The 19,060-nt window shown below is 52.7% G+C and carries 15 protein-coding genes and 3 tRNA genes; 9 read left to right on the top strand and 9 right to left on the bottom strand.

Annotated features, from left to right (window positions below):
• The first annotated feature begins 404 nt into the window (after window positions 1-404).
• The 4 genes from galU (at window position 405) to Q8W24_RS12930 (ending at window position 1,978) form a co-directional block, all read left to right on the top strand.
• The gene (galU, locus tag Q8W24_RS12945; RefSeq protein WP_303431939.1) at window positions 405-1,238 is read left to right on the top strand and encodes a UTP--glucose-1-phosphate uridylyltransferase GalU; all 834 of its coding nucleotides are present in this window, start codon (window positions 405-407) and stop codon (window positions 1,236-1,238) included.
• A gap of 154 nt (window positions 1,239-1,392) precedes the next feature.
• A tRNA-Asn gene (locus Q8W24_RS12940) sits at window positions 1,393-1,468 on the top strand.
• Between the two features lie 10 nt (window positions 1,469-1,478).
• Window positions 1,479-1,555, top strand: a tRNA-Pro gene (locus Q8W24_RS12935).
• Between the two features lie 171 nt (window positions 1,556-1,726).
• Window positions 1,727-1,978: a hypothetical protein gene (locus Q8W24_RS12930; protein WP_305415344.1), complete on the top strand. Its 252-nt coding sequence runs from the start codon at window positions 1,727-1,729 to the stop codon at window positions 1,976-1,978.
• 59 nt (window positions 1,979-2,037) lie between these two features.
• On the opposite strand, the gene Q8W24_RS12925 is transcribed toward Q8W24_RS12930, so the two are convergent.
• Complete coding sequence (locus Q8W24_RS12925; protein ID WP_303431937.1) at window positions 2,038-2,733, bottom strand: FKBP-type peptidyl-prolyl cis-trans isomerase; 696 nt, start codon at window positions 2,731-2,733, stop codon at window positions 2,038-2,040.
• Window positions 2,734-3,221: 488 nt separating this feature from the next.
• Here Q8W24_RS12925 and Q8W24_RS12920 point away from each other — a divergent pair.
• Window positions 3,222-3,298, top strand: a tRNA-Met gene (locus tag Q8W24_RS12920).
• 73 nt (window positions 3,299-3,371) lie between these two features.
• On the opposite strand, the gene Q8W24_RS12915 is transcribed toward Q8W24_RS12920, so the two are convergent.
• The 3 genes from Q8W24_RS12915 to pdxH all read right to left on the bottom strand — a co-directional run bounded on the left by Q8W24_RS12915 (window position 3,372) and on the right by pdxH (window position 5,811).
• On the bottom strand, window positions 3,372-3,692 hold the full coding sequence (locus Q8W24_RS12915; protein ID WP_305475545.1) for a hypothetical protein: 321 nt from the start codon (window positions 3,690-3,692) through the stop codon (window positions 3,372-3,374).
• Complete coding sequence (locus Q8W24_RS12910; RefSeq protein ID WP_305475544.1) at window positions 3,689-4,735, bottom strand: YHYH protein; 1,047 nt, start codon at window positions 4,733-4,735, stop codon at window positions 3,689-3,691. The genes Q8W24_RS12915 and Q8W24_RS12910 overlap by 4 nt, the downstream gene beginning before the upstream one ends.
• 437 nt (window positions 4,736-5,172) lie before the next feature.
• Window positions 5,173-5,811 (bottom strand): pyridoxamine 5'-phosphate oxidase, encoded by a 639-nt coding sequence (gene pdxH / locus Q8W24_RS12905; RefSeq protein ID WP_303431934.1) that lies wholly within the window; start codon window positions 5,809-5,811, stop codon window positions 5,173-5,175.
• A gap of 237 nt (window positions 5,812-6,048) precedes the next feature.
• Here pdxH and Q8W24_RS12900 point away from each other — a divergent pair, with 237 nt between their 5' ends.
• Window positions 6,049-6,498: an RDD family protein gene (locus Q8W24_RS12900; RefSeq protein WP_303431933.1), complete on the top strand. Its 450-nt coding sequence runs from the start codon at window positions 6,049-6,051 to the stop codon at window positions 6,496-6,498.
• Window positions 6,499-6,517: 19 nt separating this feature from the next.
• Here the strand turns inward: Q8W24_RS12900 and lptG are convergent, their stop codons facing one another.
• Together lptG and lptF are read right to left on the bottom strand one after the other, a co-directional pair.
• Window positions 6,518-7,582: an LPS export ABC transporter permease LptG gene (lptG, locus tag Q8W24_RS12895; protein WP_305415364.1), complete on the bottom strand. Its 1,065-nt coding sequence runs from the start codon at window positions 7,580-7,582 to the stop codon at window positions 6,518-6,520.
• The gene (lptF, locus tag Q8W24_RS12890; protein WP_303431931.1) at window positions 7,579-8,649 is read right to left on the bottom strand and encodes an LPS export ABC transporter permease LptF; all 1,071 of its coding nucleotides are present in this window, start codon (window positions 8,647-8,649) and stop codon (window positions 7,579-7,581) included. The genes lptG and lptF overlap by 4 nt, the downstream gene beginning before the upstream one ends.
• Window positions 8,650-8,860: 211 nt before the next feature.
• Here lptF and Q8W24_RS12885 point away from each other — a divergent pair, with 211 nt between their 5' ends.
• Window positions 8,861-10,324: a leucyl aminopeptidase gene (locus Q8W24_RS12885; RefSeq protein WP_305415365.1), complete on the top strand. Its 1,464-nt coding sequence runs from the start codon at window positions 8,861-8,863 to the stop codon at window positions 10,322-10,324.
• Between the two features lie 93 nt (window positions 10,325-10,417).
• Here Q8W24_RS12885 and Q8W24_RS12880 read toward each other — a convergent pair whose 3' ends face one another.
• The gene (locus tag Q8W24_RS12880; RefSeq protein WP_305475543.1) at window positions 10,418-11,308 is read right to left on the bottom strand and encodes a LysR family transcriptional regulator; all 891 of its coding nucleotides are present in this window, start codon (window positions 11,306-11,308) and stop codon (window positions 10,418-10,420) included.
• A gap of 184 nt (window positions 11,309-11,492) precedes the next feature.
• On the opposite strand from Q8W24_RS12880, the gene Q8W24_RS12875 reads away from it, so the two are divergent.
• Together Q8W24_RS12875 and Q8W24_RS12870 are read left to right on the top strand one after the other, a co-directional pair.
• Window positions 11,493-12,737 (top strand): MFS transporter, encoded by a 1,245-nt coding sequence (locus tag Q8W24_RS12875; protein WP_303431928.1) that lies wholly within the window; start codon window positions 11,493-11,495, stop codon window positions 12,735-12,737.
• Between the two features lie 73 nt (window positions 12,738-12,810).
• Entirely contained in the window at window positions 12,811-15,240 is a 2,430-nt protein-coding gene (locus tag Q8W24_RS12870; protein WP_305415367.1) for a fatty acid cis/trans isomerase, read from the top strand.
• Between the two features lie 45 nt (window positions 15,241-15,285).
• Here the strand turns inward: Q8W24_RS12870 and Q8W24_RS12865 are convergent, their stop codons facing one another.
• Window positions 15,286-17,427, bottom strand: a complete 2,142-nt coding sequence (locus Q8W24_RS12865; protein ID WP_305475542.1) for a capsular polysaccharide biosynthesis protein — start codon at window positions 17,425-17,427, stop codon at window positions 15,286-15,288.
• 199 nt (window positions 17,428-17,626) lie between these two features.
• Window positions 17,627-19,051 carry an ATP-dependent RNA helicase RhlB gene (gene rhlB, locus Q8W24_RS12860; protein WP_305415369.1) on the bottom strand — a complete coding sequence of 475 codons (1,425 nt, stop codon included), beginning with the start codon at window positions 19,049-19,051 and terminating at the stop codon, window positions 17,627-17,629.
• Between the last annotated feature and the right edge of the window lie 9 nt (window positions 19,052-19,060).

Below are 19,060 nucleotides of genomic sequence, written 5' to 3'. Positions count from 1 at the left end.
AAAACCAGAATCACAGCCGCTTCAGCTGATAATCAGAAAAAGCAGCGGCTGCACCAAACATATAAGCAGAGTGCCACAAGTTGATTGCAATGCGGCAACCAAGCATGAAATACCTGCCGGAAATGACCACTTCGGTCGATTCACTATCAAGACTTATTCGTTGCCAATCGTGCCGATATATTCACAACGCCTGCAATCAGGCATGGCATCTGCATCCCGCCTCTCCACTGCAAACCGTGACACATCAGATCAATGCCAAGGTTATCCCGACAGACATATCGTTTACAATTGGTTACCTTTGGGACATGATCAGTGGAACATCTGTGATATGTCGCACAAATGACATATACCCGCTCTAGTGTTCACGGAAATTTTTGTTTAATTGCTAATAAGAAGGATCGAATATGGTTCGCAAGTGTTTATTCCCAGTCGCCGGCTACGGTACCCGCTTTCTTCCGGCTACCAAAGCCATGCCTAAGGAAATGCTGCCTATTGTTAACAAACCCCTAGTGCAGTACGGCGCAGAAGAAGCAAGCGAAGCTGGTATGCATTTCATGGGATTTATCACTGGTCGTGGCAAGCGGGCAATCGCTGATCACTTTGATATCAGCTATGAACTCGAGCATGAAATCCAGGGCACCAGCAAAGAAGCCCTGATTTCATCAATTCGCAATCTGATGAATGAAAATGATTTTGCTTATACCCGCCAGAATGAAATGAAAGGTCTGGGTCACGCCATCCTGACCGGTCAATACCTGATGGGTAACGAAGCCTTTGGTGTTGTACTGGCAGACGACCTCTGTATCGCCGACGAAGGCGATGAAGGCGTGTTGGCTCAAATGGTCAAGATTCATGAAAAATATGGCTGCTCTGTTGTCGCAGTCCAGGAAGTGCCAGAAGAAACCATTCACAAATATGGCGTCATTGCCGGTGAAGAAATCGAGCCTGGTGTTTACCGCGTCAGCAACATGGTTGAAAAACCAGCCAAGGAAGAAGCACCAAGCAACCTGGCAATCATTGGCCGCTATATTCTTACTCCAGACATCTTCCCTAAAATTGAAGAGACTGGCAGTGGTATCAATGGCGAAATCCAGATCACCGACGCCCTGTTGAAACAGGCCCAGGAAGGCAAGGTTATCGCCTACAAATTCCGTGGCCGCCGCTTTGACTGTGGCAGCATCGATGGTTTTGTTGAAGCAACCAACTACGTCTATCAGAATGTATTCCTGAAAGACTAAGACCGACCCGTTGTCCCGGCGAGCTTCGGCTCCGCCGGGAACAACTGAAAACGCACGAGCCAGTCATGCCTTGATAGCTCAGCGAAACTAATTTCAAAAATGGCATTGACAGCAACATAACCCATCCGTATTATACGTCTCGCTGTTGAGAAGTTCCCCGATAGCTCAGTTGGTAGAGCAGTAGACTGTTAATCTATTGGTCGCTGGTTCAAGTCCAGCTCGGGGAGCCAATTAACACTTCGGGGTATAGCGCAGTCTGGTAGCGCGCCTGGTTTGGGACCAGGATGTCGGGAGTTCGAATCTCTCTACCCCGACCAACTTTTTCAGGGTTCTCCTGGTTGGTCAAATACAGCTCATATCTGCATTATGCAATCCTTTACACTTTAAAGTGCCAGATACAACAAATGAGCCTTCTTATCTTCATACTTTTCTATTAGCCTACAACGCCACATTCCAATAATTTTAATGCGATAGCGCGGTGGCAAAACATGACTCGTCTGGCCCGATCTGTACAATATCCCGTCCCTTGCCACGAGTGTGGTGCCAATACCGCTCATACCCTCCACAGCCTGATCAACAGTCAGCAGCTGACTTGCCGACACTGTGGCCACCAGTTCACCAGTGATGAATTACTCAAACGCAGGGCCAAACAGACGCTGTCCGATCTGAAAGGCTATATCTCTCTGCCGGAACCAGAACCAGTCGAAGAAATAATGCTGGAAGACAACCAACTCTCCTGATACTCAAAAAACAGGCATAAAAAAAGCCGCCAGAAGCGACTTTTTTGACTGACTGCTGATTACTCAGCAACAATTTCCAGCAATTCAACTTCAAATACCAGTGCAGAGTTGGCTGGTATTTTAGGGCTTGGGCTACGTGCGCCGTAAGCCAATTCAGCAGGAATGAAGAATTTGAATTTTTCACCCACTTTCATCAACTGTACGCCTTCAGTCCAACCCGGAATAACATTACCCAGCGGGAATTGAACAGGCTCGCCACGCTCAACAGAGCTGTCGAACACAGTACCGTCAATCAGGGTACCGTGATAATGAACACTGACGGTATCCGCTGCAGTCGGTTGTGCTGCATCACCATCAACAGCAGTCATCACTTCATACTGCAAGCCGCTGTCGGTGACAGTTACACCCTCTTTGGCAGCGTTCTCAGCCAGGAATTCTTCTCCTGCCTTGGCAACCGCATCACCCAGAGCTTCTTGTTTGCGCATTTGCTCTTCACGGATTTTTTCAAAAGCACCCTGAATCACTTCATCAGGAATACGCTGATCCGCTTCTGACAGCGCATCCTTGATACCTGCTGCAATGGCCTCGGCGTTCATTTCAACATCTTCCTGAGACAACTGGCGACCAATATTCAGACCCACGCCATAACTTGCCTGGTCAATGTGGTTTTCCAATTTCACAACTTCCTCCTGACCACATGCGGCCAACAACAGAGTACCCGCCAATACGACAGGTACTGATTTAATAAAACTCATGCTTGTCTCTCACGTTTATTGAAATGAATGCTGGACTGGCAACCATACAATCGAAAAGTTTCAATTATTGCATAATCGAACCACTGTAAAGATACCCAGCCGCGCTGATTACAAGAACTGCCAGACGTCGTTTCTGATATTGCAGAGACCACATGAACCTACCGACATTCATCGATCACACGCCGCCGCCAGAACAAGACTGACGATATCGCCAGACAAACCAGAATAGCCAAACACTTGCTCATAAAAAACGAGTATTTATTACGGTTGCGAAGCCTCCCACAGCCAAGGAAGCCTGTCCAGCCTGAAAACCCCTACTCTTGCTCAAATTGCACCAGACCGGGCCATCACCAATGAACACCCACTCCAGGCTAAACCGTTGAAATAAATCGCAAATAAATATTTGACAGAAAATATTACACTGGCATAATACGCGCCACTTGATCGAGACAGCGCCTCCATCTGTTGGATCGCATCAAGAGTGCAGTGGCTATGTAGCTCAGTTGGTTAGAGCACAGCATTCATAATGCTGGGGTCGATGGTTCAAGTCCGTCCATAGCTACCACTAATTCCAAAGGCCTGTCAGCTTAATACTGACAGGCCTTTTTTATGCCTCCAGTTCTCTCCCGGCTCCCGGCCTACAAGCCTTCACCTGTGCCTGACTCGCTGGCCCCCTGATGCAAGGCATCATAATCCTTATGGCTATCCGTCTGTTGCACCTCACCATGGATAATTGGCTGGTTTCTCACACACATCAGTCCACCACTAAACACTCTGCAGGTTCCCCGGTACACATCGCCATGGCTGTTGGTATAAGCACATTGAGCGCTTTTTTCCAACGCCTGACAGGCTTCCCAGGGCAGTTCATCCCCATGCCCTTCGTGCGCAGCCACAGGTAAAACAGAGAGCACCAGTATCAGCCCGGCCAGGTAACGTACGTTAGAATGCCATCTGCTCATCGGCCAGGCCTCTCATCCATTTCGTTATCATCATCGGCGCTGGCTGTCTCTCCGGCAAAGCAGCCTATAAAGGCATTTTCACCCGGCCCGGCAGAATGGTAATGGTAACCTCGCACGTCATCAGTATGGCCACGGCACTCATCGAGATCACTGGCTTCGTTGCCTTCTTCATCCAGCATACTGTAGATCACAAAGCCGTCCATGGCATAGGCAAAGGCACCGCCATGGCCATCACTTTCAAAAGCAATCGCCGGGCAGTCGCCATCGCCATGATTGGCGCCGTGATAGTGATAGCCCGCAACCGGATTCACATGACCCACGCAGTCGTCGAATGCGGCAATGGTGTACGCACTGAGAATAACTTCAGCAGGTGCAGCAGCGGCCAGATTAACGCCATTAAACGCTACACCAACGTTTTCACCGTCGATATCGCCTGCGCTATCCCGAACGACCGGCGTGGTAGGGATCAGATATGTGCTATAAATACCTTCACCTTCAACATCACTGTAATAATCCAGATCACACTGGACGCAGTAGTTATGGTATTCCTCAGCAACATCCACAACGGCTGCTGCCTCGCACGAAGTCTGCGTATCGGTTATATTGACTTCACCACTCTCTTCGTCATATAGCAGCCAGTTATTGTCATTATAAAATTCATCCAGATTGGCAATAAATTCACCGGTCAAATCATACAGCACGCCATCGTCAAACCATTTCCCGGCATCTTCTGCTGTTGCTGTGATCACTTCCGGACAAAATGGCCCTATTTCACTACGATCTGCCGGAAAACCTTTTACCGTTATCTGATAACAGGTACTGCTCTCGTTGTTGGACAGAGTACATTCAACCACTTCGATCGAGTCCAGAGAGGCCAGATCAAAATAAGAAGTGTCAACGTCGACAACATCATCATCTTCGATATCAACAGAGCTGTCAGAATCGTCGGTGGTATCAACGACCCCACTGTCGTCACTGCTGCCACAGCCCGCCAGGGCCAACGTGCCGGAAAACAACAGCGGGATAATATATTCGGTTTTCATGGATTCCCTCTTTCGAAATAATGCGCTGAAATGCCAGTCTCAAGAAAGTGCATCCTATGTCATCCCTGTAATAACCACACTTGAATATACAGACTCCTGACACTTCAAGGTAAAGCTGAACACACCATCAGAAAAATAGACAATGCCAGTAATCCGCACAAGAAACCTGAATCAGAACACCGGGAAAATCATCGAATTACAGAAAACAAAAAAAATAACATGATCGATCTTTATATCATCGACATCAGATACTAATGCGTCATATTCAAACCGACGATTGCACCATAAAGCAGGTTAACGCTATTGATCAACCAATGAATAGTCCGCTACCTATGATGACCAGGCATTGGTTGTGGCATTAAAAAAGATACCGGCCGATATCAGCCGGATATAAAAGCGGCAAACAGAGCCGCTTTTATGCAGCTCTGTTGAGGGAATCAAGGGTTCAGTCGCTGGATTTTCCAGCCCCCCTGTTGCAGCACGTACTCCACCCGATCGTGCAAACGGTGCTCGCCACCTTGCCAGAATTCCATGCGTGAAGGCTGTAACCGATAACCACCCCAGTAATCTGGTAACGGAATTTCCTTGTCCTGGTATTCCACACTTAACTGGGCAAAACGGGTTTCCAGTTCGGAGCGACTGGCCAACGGTTGGCTCTGTTGCGATGCCCAGGCACCCAACTGGCTTTCACGTGGACGGGAGTGGAAATAGGCTTGTGCTTCTTCCCGACTCATTGGCACGACCTCTCCCTGCACCTGCACCTGACGTTCCACCGTCATCCAGAAAAAATGCAGGCTGGCTCGTGGGTTATGGGAAAACTGGCGGCCCTTGTTACTTTCATAATTGGTGAAAAAAACAAAGCCGTCATCATCGTAAGACTTGAGCAACAGGATGCGTTGCCAGGGCTGACCTTGCGCATCCACACTGGCGACCGTCATCACCGTCGGCTCTTCCGGCACAGTGGTACGGTAGTGCTCAAACCAGGCGTGAAATTGCGTCACCGGGTGCTCAGCCACTTTGGACTCGTCGAGTCGTCCTTGCGTGTATTCCTTGCGAATGTCACTGAGATCAACCATATTCTATTTACTCCGATAATGATTCAAACCGGCACTTTTAACGTGACCGTTACTATTTGTCAGATGTACCGTCAGTAGCAGTGTGTCACCCTGGCAACCACTCTGCATTGACGTGTCGCCATCAAAGCCAGCTCTGGACAAATCTGCTACCATTCTTGCCCGGTTTTGCCGGTCAGCTGAGAATACGTACTGACCTCTCACTTCGACTCACACCCAGCCAACCCAAAGAGCACCATCATGTCAGACCAGAACTACCCGACTGCATCCCTGATACGCCGCCTGGCAGCCCTGTCCTATGATGGCCTGGTATTGCTGGCGCTCTATATTGTGACTGGTTTTGTGCTGGTAGGTATTGCGACCGCTGCCAACGATGGACAACCGCCCGGGGCTTTTCCTGCCTCGGTCAACCTGTCGGTAATGTTCTGTATCAGTTTCTTTTATTTCAGCTCATCCTGGCGCCGTGGTGGCCAGAGTATTGGCATGAAAGCCTGGCGCCTCAAACTGATTACTGAAGATGCCAAGCCCGTCAAGTTGTCCCACTGCATGTTACGCACAGGCATTGGGTTTTTCTCGCTGGCAGTGTTCGGACTGGGATTTTTCTGGTCACTGCTCGATACCCGCGGCCGCAGCTGGCATGACATGGCCTCGCTGACCCGTATTGTGTTTATCCCGAAAACAGGGAAATAAGCGGAACAACAGCATCGGTTTATCCGGTGCGACGCAGCAGCAGCAGCCCCACTCCCATGCAGCCGGCGATTGGCACCACACTGGCCCACACAGGTTCAAACCCGAACACAATACTGGCAGGTGCCAATAATTCTTCCGCGTATTTGTACATCAACCCAACCAGAATGCCGGAAAAAATCCGATAACCGGGTGTGACCGCTCGCAGCGGCCCGAAGATAAAGGAAATCCCCAGTACCACCAGTGCCAGAGTCCCCAGCGGCTGAGTGACCTTGCGCCAGAATGACAACAGATAGTTATCGGCATTCAGGCCCTGCTTTTCCAGATAACGGGTATAACTGAACAGATTGGATATCGACATATCCCGAGGCTCGATCATTACCACACTGAGGCTTTGTGGCGTCAGCTCAGTTTGCCAGTCCATGCTGTCCAGTTGTAATTGACGGGTTTCGGTAGCGCTGATGGTCATATCGACCACGGTTTGCATTTGCCAGCTGGAACGCTGATAAATCGCCCGCTCGGCGGAACGGATACGCTGCAGGTTACTGTCATCGTCAAAATCAAACAGAGTGATGCCATGTAACACGCCATTGGGTTCAACCGCCGTAAAGCGCATAAAAGTATTGCCTTCCCGGTGCCAATAGCCCTTGCCCTTGTTTGAGAGCAAATCGCCCTTTCCTTGCGCCACCGCCTTTTGTGATTGCGCAATCCGCTCCAGCACCGGAATCGCATATTCAGCCAGCGCCATATTCAGCACCATCAGCAACATCATCGGCTTGATGACCGCCAGGGCAATACGCCCCACAGATACACCGGCTGCCCGCATCACCGTCAGCTCACTGTTGGCCGCCATGCCACCAAGACCAGCGAGGCAACCAATCAGACAGGCCATCGGCATATATTCATACAGGCGCCGCGGCAAGCGAATACCCATAAATTGCAGTGCATCGGCAAACTGGTATTCACCTTTCAGCTGATCCAGTTCATCCACCAGCGTAAAAATAGCGTCCAGACCCACAATGACCAGAGCCACAATCAGGGTTGCCATCAGCACATTGTGGGCAACATAACGATCGATACGATTCATAATGACCTCACCCGCCAGCGGCGCATCCATTCAGGCACCAGCAGTAACCCCAGAGCGATCATCAGATACACCAGATGCAAACTCCACAACCCGATGTTTGGGTTCAGCTGGCCTTTTTCCAGCATGCCCTTCATGGCAATCAACAAGGAGATGTACACCATAAACAGCACAATGGCCGGAAATAGCCGGGCAAACCGGCCCTGACGAGGATTCACCCGCGACAAAGGCACCGCCAGCAAGGTCATGATAGGCACCATCAGAACCATCGAGATACGCCACTGCAGCTGGGCCTGGTGTTTGGGGTCGTCGGAACCAAACAGTGCCAGGGTTGGCACCGCCTCTTTACGTAACTGGCGCCGTTCTTCCAGCTCTTCCGCAATCTTGACGCCATACAGTTCAAAATCCAGCGCCTCGAACGCCAGGCTGCCTGGTGTCCAGTCGTAACGTTTGCCATCGTGTAATTCCAGATAACGGGAGCCGGTTTCGTCACTGACATACTGGGTACCTTTTTGTGCCAGCAGCAGGCTGTTGCCATCGGTAATAAATACCCGGTTCATCTCGGTTTTATCATCCGACAACGACTCCGCATACGTCACCCGACTGCCACCTTTCATACTCTGGAAGCGACCAGGGGCCAGTAACTCAAACTCCGTCAGCTGCGCCTGTTTTTCATACAGGCTTTCCATCTTTTCAGCACCGCTTGGGCTGAGATACAGGCTGAAACTGCCCACCACCAGCATCAAGACAAACGCCGGTGCCGCGGTGTACGCCAATAACCGGTTGCTTGAAAAGCCGGTTGCCGTTAGCACCGTCATTTCGCTTTCAGCGTACAGACGACCGTAAGTCAGTAAAATTGAGATAAACAGTGCCAGCGGTAAAATCATTTCGAGAAACGATGGCAGGCGTAATAGCAGTGTGAAAAACACAATATCCAGCGAGACTTCACCGGCTGCAGCGGCCGCCAGCTGACGAATCAGCCGACCACTCATCAGAATCATCAATAACACGATGGTCACTGCAAACAACGAACCAGCCAGTTCCCTGGCCAGATAACGAAATATGATCAAAAGACTAGACCTTGATTGAACCGCGGCAAAGCCGCGCACCATACCCAGAGACAGGGTGCTCTGCAACGACAGCAAAATGTATTGTTATCCGCGCCGCACTTGTATTTCAGGAATATGACGTCACATTATAGAGTGACTAACCATTCAGAACGACACGCTGCGAATCAACCCGGCCATCGTTCGCCACTCAATGTTTCCGCCAGGAGCTGACATGATTTATCAGGTATCCCAACAAACTGCCACCGAGACCCAGGCGAGCTGTATTGTGGTCACTCTCGACCAGTCAGGCAAGCTGTCTGACACAGCCTTGCAACTTGACGAAGCCAGCCAGGGCTTTATCAGCCAGCGTTTTGAACAGGGCGATATCTCCGGCAAACTGGCAGAAACACTGCTGCTACCTGCAGTTTCCGGCATTACGGCCAGCCGCGTATTATTGGTTGGTACTGGTAAAGAAACACTGAAACCCGCCAGTGCCCAAAAAGTTCTGGCAGCCATTGCCAATACCACGAACCGCATCGGCGGCGATATTGCTCTGGCACTGACGTCACTGACAACCGACGTACTGACCGAAGCCTGGCTGGCGGAACAGACCGCAATCGCCTATGCCGCCGCGCAATACCGTTTCACCGCCACCAAAAGCAGCAGCGACGCCGAAGCAAAATCACCCGACACCCTGATTTGGCTTGGTGACGATGTTTCAGCAGCTTTCAGTAAAGGGGCAGCCATTGGCACGGGGATCAGCTTTGCCAAAGAACTGGCCAATATGCCACCGAATATCTGCACACCAACCTGGCTGGCTGAAAATGCCGTCACCCTGACCCAGGACCAGGCGCTCGAAACCACCATTCTGGATGAAGACCAACTGGCAGAAATGGGCGCCGGTGCATTTGTCTCGGTTTCCAAAGGCTCCACCGAGCCGGGCAAAATCATCGTTATGCAATACCGGGGTGCCGACGACCCAACCGCAGCACCGCACATGATTCTGGGCAAGGGCATTACCTTTGATACCGGTGGCATCAGCCTGAAACCTGGCCAGAAAATGGACGAGATGAAATACGATATGTGCGGCGCAGCCTCTGTGCTTGGCACCATGAAAGCCATTCTGACCCTCAAACCCAAGGTCAACGTACTGGCTATCGTGACCAGCGCAGAAAACATGCCTGCCGGTAACGCCAGCAAGCCCGGCGATGTCGTCACCAGCCTGTCCGGTAAAACCATCGAAATTCTCAACACCGACGCCGAAGGACGGCTGGTGCTGTGTGATGCCCTGACCTACGGTATCGACAATTATCAGCCCGCTTCCATCGTTGATATCGCCACCCTCACCGGTGCTTGTATGGCCGCTCTGGGCGAGGTCAACTCCGGCCTGTTCACCACAGATGAAGCCATGGCCGAGCAGCTGCAAGCCGCGGCACAGTACAGCAACGACAAGATCTGGCGTTTGCCGCTGGAGGAAGAATATCAGGATCTGATCGACTCCAACTTTGCCGACATCGCCAATATTGGTGGCCCGCTCGCTGGCGCAACCACCGCCGCCTGTTTCCTGTCACGCTTTACGGAAGGCACCCCTTGGGCGCATCTGGATATTGCTGGCACCGCCTGGGTTGGTGGTAAAGCCAAGGGCGCTACCGGTCGCCCGGTCAGCCTGCTGGTAAACTACTTGCTGAATAAATAAATATTCAGTTCCGGGAGTGCACCTCACGGTGGGCACTCCCGGCCTGCTCAAATACCGGCCTGCCCAGACACCCCCGATATATCGCCAGCAAAACTATTCTGCATGTCCCGACGCCGGACTATTATCCAGCACAAAATCCACAAAGGCCTGATTGGCTTTTGACAGATAACCATCCTTACGCCAGGCCAGACACAGATCGAGCACAATGGGCGGATCAAACGACAGCGTCACCAACTCCGGATCATCTTCCGTGGCCATCCGTAACAACGTCGAAATACCAAACCCCTGTTTGACGATAGAGCGAATCAGCGGCAACAGGTTGGTTTCAAAATTAATCCGCGGCTGAATAGCCGACTCTTCGGCCAGGCGGTCAATCACCTTGCGGTGAAAGTATCCTTTACGAAACAGCACCAGATCTTCTTGCAGGAATTCCGCCGGAGTGATTGCGGTGCGACTGGCAAACGGATGATCCTTGGCCACCACAACGCGCATTTCTTCACGCATCAAGGTACGGGCTTCGATGCTGTCGGGGATTTCTTCCGCTTCGATCACCGCCAGATCCAGCTCCCCTTTTTCCAGCATTTGCTGCAACTGCCAGGCACCACCTTCGTAAACAGAAAACGTCAGGTTCGGATAACGATGCCGGAACGCCATGATAATTGGAGGAAAATGATAAGAACCCAGCATGCTCGGCGTACCTAACTGTACCGCTCCCTGTTCCAGTCCTCGCAGTTCTGCCATTTCCAGGTCGGCATCAGACATCATCTGTACGATACGCTGGGCCTGGGCGAACAAACACTCACCTTCATCGGTTAACGATATCTGGCGCTCGTGGCGGTGAAACAGGGTCAGCTGTAATTGCTGCTCCAGACGTTTGATTGCCATACTGACAGCAGGTTGAGCCACCTGCAGCCGGTCCGCAGCCCGGGTGAAGCTCTGCTGCCGTGCCACTTCATAAAAATAACTCAGCGCCTTATAGTCCATGGACCCTTCTCCTTTCTGCTTCTACTCTGATTCAAAGTCATCATTTTTCCGTTGTTATAAATCGTCACCGGCTCAACTCATAACAATTTTTGATTTAATTCATATCAAACATATATTTTTATGATGCGATACAACCTTTTATAGTGGTTTTGCTGTTCTGCTTCTTCTTATAGCGAGACCCCTCATGATCAAAAATGGTACCGCCGCCTGGTGGCGAATCACCATCGCCTTGTGCCTTGGCTCCTTTATGGTGTTTTCCAACCTGTATGTGACCCAGCCATTGCTGCCAATGCTGGCGACAGAATTTGCCGTTACACCGCTGCAAGCAAGTTACACCCTGACGCTGTCGACGCTGACACTGGGATTGTCGTTATTGATCTATGGGCCACTATCCGATGTGATCGGCCGCAAAGGGCTGATTATTGGCAGCATGTGCGGTGTCGCCGCCACCACACTGGTGATCAGCCAGGTCACGACCTTTGAGCAGTTACTCTGGTTACGTGGCTTGCAAGGGCTGTTTCTGGGCGGTTTGCCGGCCATTGCCGTGGCCTACATGGCCGATGAATTTGAGGCTGATGCCTTGATGTCTGCCATTGGCTTATATATCGCGGCCAACTCGTTGGGGGGCATTGGTGGTCGCCTGATGGGTGGTTTTGCCGGTGAACACCTGGGCTGGGGTAACGCCTTTCTGCTTGTGGGTCTGGTTGGCTTGTGTACCTGGATGCTGGTTGCCTGGTTATTACCTCCACCGCGCCGGTTTACCCCCCGGCCGTTCAACTTGCCATCCATGGGACGGGATATCGTGTCGCATCTGCGTAATCCGCTGCTGCTGCCCGCCTTTCTGTTTGGAGGCCTGAACTTCTTTGTTTTTATCAACCAGTACAGTTTTATTACCTTTGTACTGGAAGACGATCCCTACCAGCTGTCACCGCAGTTTCTGGGTATGTTGTTCCTGACTTACCTGAGTGGTACCTGGGGTTCGATGCTGTCTGGCAAGTTCAGCCGCCGCTACGGCCAGCCTAACTGCATGATGGTCGGCAGTGGCCTGCTGATGGTCGGCAGCCTGATTACCCTGTATCCATCGCTGCCGACGATTATTTTCGGGTTTCTGGTGAATGCCTTTGGTTTCTTCTTTGCCCATTCCAGCGCCAGCGCCTGGGTTGGTCGTACCGTCAAACACGCCAAGGCCAGCGCCAGCTCGCTGTATCTGGTGTGTTATTACCTCGGTGCCAGCACCGGCGGGGTGTACCTCAACCAGTTCTGGCAGTGGCAATACTGGTTGGGTGTTGTCCTTGGCTCCTGGTTGATTCTGGCTGTCACTCTGTCACTGGCTGCTCGCCTGAAGTACTTGCACAACCAGCAACAAGCCCGTCAGCCAGCGGTCAATCCGGGGACTCCGCTGCAGCCGGATGGCCAGTCCGTGTCATAAGTCATTCGCTGACTCTGACAACAAGATTCGATATGATCAGAATTACTCTCCTATCGAATCCCACAGAGCGCCTATGACAATTCGAACGGCCAATCGGTCAGCCTCCGCACGTACCCGATTGACCCTCAAGCTGTTGTTATGGGTAATCGTCACCGCGAGTACAGGCTGCGCGGTATTCGCCAGCCAACAATTTGATGATGTGTTTGGCGAGTCAGCGCCCAAAACCCGCTGGGTCGATGCCGACAGCTACGAAGGCCGACACTACCACCAGCACGTCGAGCCAATACTGGAACAACGCTGTGTTCACTGTCACGCCTGTTATGACGCGCCGTGCCAGCTGAAATTGACCTCCCCTCTGGGTATTGACCGAGGTCTTCACCCAGAGCCGGTTTACGATGGCACACGCCTGTTGGCAACGGCCCCAAAACGCTTGTATCTGGATGCTCAAAGCACCGCAGAATGGCGCGAGAAAGGCTTCCAGCCGGTATTGAATGAACGGCGTAATACCAGCGACGCCAATCTTCATGCCAGTGTACTGTTCCGCGCCCTTGCCTTGCGCCAGGCGCAGCCAGCTCCCGATCAGGCTGTATTACCCGACAGTTACGACTTCAAGCTGTCACGGGATCAACAGTGTCCAACCGCCGAGCAATACTCTGATTTTGCCAGCCAGTACCCAGACTGGGGCATGCCCTACGGTTTACCCGCCTTGTCCGACAGTGAGTACAAAACCCTGGCCGAGTGGATTCAACGGGGTGGCCTGCTACCACGTCCAACCCCCTTGAATGGCAATCTGCAACACCAGCTGCAGCAGTGGGAACAACGCTTCAATGCCCATGGTGACCCGGATAGCGACGACTACAAGCGGCAATCACTGATCAACCGCTATATTTATGAACATATTTATCTTTACAGCCTGTATCTGGGTGATGACAGCAGTACCCGTTTTCATCTGGTGCGCTCCCGGACCGCCCCGGGCGAACCTGTGGATATTATCGCCACCCGCCGACCTTATGATGACCCTGGCGTCGCCACACCCTATTACCGCCTGGTGGTTGACCAGGAATCCAAAGTCGCCAAAACCCATATCCCTTTCCGCCTGAATGAGGCTCGCTGGGACACTTGGCATAAGCTGTTTTACCAACCGTCTTACACCGTCGAGTCCTTACCCGGATATAATGAAAAACAAGCGTCCAATCCCTTTATCACTTTTCAGGATATTCCGACGGATAGCCGCTATCGCTTTTTACTGGAACACTCGCTGGAAACCATCATGGCCTTTATCAAGGGGCCGGTTTGCCATGGTCAGGTGGCAGTGAACGTTATTAACGAGCAGTTCTGGGTGTTCTTCGTCACCCCCGACCGCCACTACGACAGCGATGCTTCCGATTTTCTCAAGAGCCAGGCGCATCATCTCGATTTACCCGCCAAGAACAGCAGCAACAGCTTGCCTATCAGTTCCTGGATTTCCTTTTCCGACCAGCAAAAAGAATACCTCAGTGCCAAGTCCCGGTTTATGCGCCAGGAAATGCAAGACAACAATATCTTGCTGGATACACAACTGGTATGGGATGGCGACCAACAGGCTGGCATCAATAACCCCAATGCAGCCCTGACAGTAATGCGCCACTTTGATAACGCCACCGTGGTACAGGGACTGCTGGGCCAGCCGCCCAAGACCGCCTGGTTGATTGATTACCCATTACTGGAACGTATCCATTATCTATTGGTTGCCGGATTTGATGTGTACGGCAATGTTGGGCATCAGCTGGTCACCCGGCTGTATATGGATTTTTTGCGGATGGAAGGGGAAATGAACTTTCTGCTGCTATTGCCACAGCAAGAGCGTGAGACAGTACGTCGCCACTGGTATCGCGATACCAGCACCACGATCAAGGATTATATCTTCAGTGACCTGATCCGCTTCGATGCCGACAGCACCATCGACTATCAGACCAACCAGCCCAAAACCGAGCTGTACCGTTTACTGGCCGACAGACTGTCACCGGTCTTGAACCAGAGCTATCACCTGTCATCCGGGCCACTGTCGGATTCAGCCATCACCACCCTGAACGGCCTGGAAAAATTGCAAGGCAAAGGCTTGCACCTGTTACCGGAACTCAGTCTGGTATTGATCACCCGCCAACAGCAGCCAGTGGAACTGATCAGCCTGGTGCATAACCGTGCCCATGCCAATATTTCCAGTTTACTGGCGGAAGAAAGCGCTTTACGGCCTGCAGAAGACACTCTGACCCTGGCCCGTGGTGCTGTAGGCGACTACCCCAACGTCTTGTTCAGCGTCGAAGAATCAGCCTTGCCTGAACTGGTGAAACAGATCGCTGACATGCAGGCAGCGGATGATTACAGTGCCCTGCTCGACCGCTTTGGAGTACGTCGCAGTAACCCGACATTCTGGGCGGTCAGCGATGCCATTGGCCAGCTGTATCAGCAGCAATGGCCGATCCGGGCCGGTATCCTGGATTATAATCGATTGGAAAATCGCTGAGCCATGCGGTGGTTTCCCGTTCTGCCAGACCCGACAGCCGCCGGGTCAGGCGTTCTTTCGCAATCCCGATGACACCCACAAACGCAGCACCACCCGTAACGCCCGTCGCCAGAGTGGCATCACCGACGGCCCTGACGCTTTCCAGCGCTGCAATTCTGCCACCACCCGTTGTGGGCTGCTGAAGCGGCCAGTACTGGCACTCACATAGCCGGGATAGCGTATCAGGGTAGCCGCCACCAACTCATCGAGGGAGCGTTGACGCCCCCGTCGTGGACATACCAACATATCCCGGGTCAGCCCCCAGCCCGCATAAAACGGCATGCCATGACAGATAACTTCCTTACCACGCAGCAACGCCTCAAACCCCAGCAATGATGTCATGGTATGAACCGCATCAACATGTTCCAGCATCTGAGAGGAATCGCCAGCCAGCACCAATTCATCACACCAGGCCTGATATTCACTCACGGGACGATCACTGCTGCGTAATCCGGATACCACATCCGGGTGCGGTTTATACACCAGCCAGGCGTCCGGTTCCGCAGCACGTGCTGCCTGTAATAACCCCTGATTGGTCTTGATACTCCCGGCTCCCATACGGATTGAGGCATCAGACTCCACCTGGCCCGGTACCAGGACCACCCGGCGCGGCTGGCCAGAGCAGGATCGACACGCCGGTTGCCAGTCTTGCCCGGTCAGGTTGTATTTGGAAATACGGTTGGCAACAATGGTCTTTCGCAGCTGCCGGGCCTGGGCACAATCAGCGGCTGACCACTCGTCCTGGGCCAGCATCTGCTCCAGTCGCGAAGGCCTCGACGCGTCGTAGTACATGCCAACATCATCCAGCACCCAGGACAGCGGCCGAATCAGGTCAGCCCCCAGCCCGGATGACCTTAAAAAGCCATCCTCGATCCGTACCACCCGCCCCGGCTGCCGCTCGGGTGTTTGCAGCACCGGTGGCAGTGGGCGTACTCCCCATAAGGCAACCGTCGCTTGTGCCGGTATCAGACTGGCATCCTTGCAAAAGGTCACGTCGGTACCGTACAAAAACGCCCGTAAAATCGGTTTTTTCCAGCGCGAGAAACCCAACGCATACACCGGCCCCAGCTGATGACTGCGCAACCATTGCTGGCGCTGGGCCGACAGGTAATCCAGGGTGTCTTCAATACTGGTTTCGGTACCCTGCTCAGGGTCCCAGTAGCGGCTGTACTCCACCAGCGTGGCGTGTACCAGCTGCTCCAGCGTGACCCCAGGCGTGATTCCAGCCGTCCCGGTTAACGACGGGTGTGCTTCCTCTGCCGACAAGGCTTGGCAGGCAGAGCGGCGGCGTTCAGGGGCATCGAGTTCATCCCGGGTCAGACCCCAGCCAGCGTAAAATGGCATCCCGAAACACCGTACCGGCTTGCCCCACAGCAAGGCTTCAAAACCCATTTGCGAAGTCACCGTATACACCTTGTCAGCATTCGCTAACAGCCGTTCGGGATGACAGTTTTCCGCCACCAGTTGCACCCGGGCATCCTGCTGCAATGTAGCCAGGTCAAAGTGTCCGACCCGCGCCCGCGTGAAGGCATCCGGATGTACTTTAAGCACCACCGTGGCTTCCGGGTTTTCGCTCAGGGCGGCATCCAGCATCTGTGTAAACGAGGCAGCACTGGCCAGACCAAATGAAATAGACGCATCACCGGCGACCTGATCCACCACCAGCACAAAGGAAGCTGGCAATTCACCACGGTAATCTGGGGCGGCGTTGTATTTTGATACTCCGGCCTGTTGCCAGCGCTGGATCAGCTGGCGACTACGCCGTTGCTGGGTATCCGTCAGCGGTTGGGGGATCAGCTGTTCCAGTCGTGACGGGCCAGTCGCGTCGTAATAAATACCCAGATTATCCTGTACCAGCGACAAGGCTGGATCTTCTCGGCCTAACGAGCGTACAAATCCATCTTCAAGCAACCACCAGGGGCGCTGCTGACGCTCACCTTGCTGTTGTGCCTTACGGCCAGAGCGTTTACGTCCCCAGCCCAATACCTCAGTCTGAGCCGCCCCGGTGCTGCCCGACACTTGCCAGAATGCCCGTACAATCGGGTTCGCCAGCAGTGCCCGAGAGCTGGAAGCAGCACGAGGTCTGGAAGCCGCAGTGGCGGAGGCAGAAGAACAAGCAGCAGAATCAACAGCAGGACGATGCGCCATGGGTATCCTTGCAATGGCAAACAATAACAACAATGGGTGGTGGTAACGCGTAAAAACCACGGCACGTCACAGCAACGATCACTAAAAACAACCATCGTAATCAAACGGCCGTATCAAAGGCTGTTGCGTATGGCCACCGTATAAAAAAGGACGCCATTGGCGTCCTGTTGTGGTGTTACAAGCCTGGGGACAGCCACATTTATATCTGTTTTAACGGCAGCTTGGCACCCAGATATTTTTCCAGGTCTGGCAAGGCAAAAGCATCGTCTTCAGACACCAGACTGATGGAAATACCTTTGGCTCCGGCACGGCCTGTACGGCCGATACGGTGAACGTAGTCTTCCGAGTCTTCCGGCAAGGTGTAGTTAAACACATGAGAAACGCCGTCAACGTGAATTCCCCGGCCAGCCACATCGGTCGCAACCAGAATAGCCAGCTGGCCTTCCCGGAAACGTTCCAGTGTTTTCAAACGTTTTTGCTGGTTGACCTCACCGGACAACAAACCCGCCTTGAAACCACGTTTAAGCAGCTTTTCACACAGGTTACGGGTGTGATCACGACGGTTGGCAAAGATGATACAGCGTTCCGGGTTTTCTTCTTTCAGAAAACGTTCCAGCAACCCGAACTTGTCGCTTTCCGCCACCAGATAGAAACTCTGGTCAACCCGGTCGGTCGCCACTTGTTCCGGTTCAATTTCGACTTGCAACGGATCACGAGTCCACTGGTCAATCAGGATGCGGACATCAAAATTGAATGTGGCAGAAAACAGCAGCGTCTGGCGATGATCTTTGGTCGGGGTTGCCCGCACAATACGACGGACATCCGGGATAAAGCCCATATCCAGCATACGATCGGCTTCGTCCAGCACCAACACTTCGACCTGATCCAGAAACACGTCCTGGCTGCGCATAAAGTCAATCAGACGACCGGGGGTTGCTACCAGAATATCCACCACGTCATCACGTAACTGGCGACGTTGCAGTTCGTAATCCATCCCCCCCATCACGGTGACAACATTCAGGCCACTGTGCTTTGCCAGCCCTTCTGCATCCTTGCCGATCTGCATCGCCAGTTCACGGGTTGGAGCGACAATCAGAGCCCGCGGTTCACTGGCGTAACGTTCTTCCGGAATAATGGTCAGCAAGCGGTTCAGAATCGTCAGCAAAAAAGCCGCCGATTTACCGGTACCGGTTTGTGCCTGGCCAATGGTATCGCGGCCACGTAATGACGCCGGCAGACTCTCGGCCTGAATCGGAGTGCAGTATTCAAAACCCAGATCGTAAATGGCATGCATGACTGAGTCGGGTAAATCCAGATCATGGAACCGGGTTTTACCTTCCATTGGCTCAACCTTGAAGCTCGCAGGATCCCAGGGTGCAACGGGCGCTTTAGGTGTATGACCTTGTTTGGTTTTGCTGGTGGCGTGTTTTTTATTACTCTGACTGTCGCTACGGCTTCCGTGAGGTTGGTCGGCCCGCTGGTGTTTGTCGTGGGCCGGAGCAGCCTTGGAGTTGTTGGTAGAAGGTTTGACTGCCCGTGATGGCGCTGTTGCAGCCGTATGGGAAGAGGTGCCGGTGTCGGCTTGCTTTTTGCCAGCCACCGCCTTGATGATTTTCTTGAACAAAAGTGTCTC

The organism is Oceanobacter sp. 4_MG-2023, from assembly GCF_030689165.1.
Lineage (GTDB): Bacteria > Pseudomonadota > Gammaproteobacteria > Pseudomonadales > Oceanobacteraceae > Oceanobacter.
This window is presented reverse-complemented; position numbering and strand designations above follow the sequence as displayed.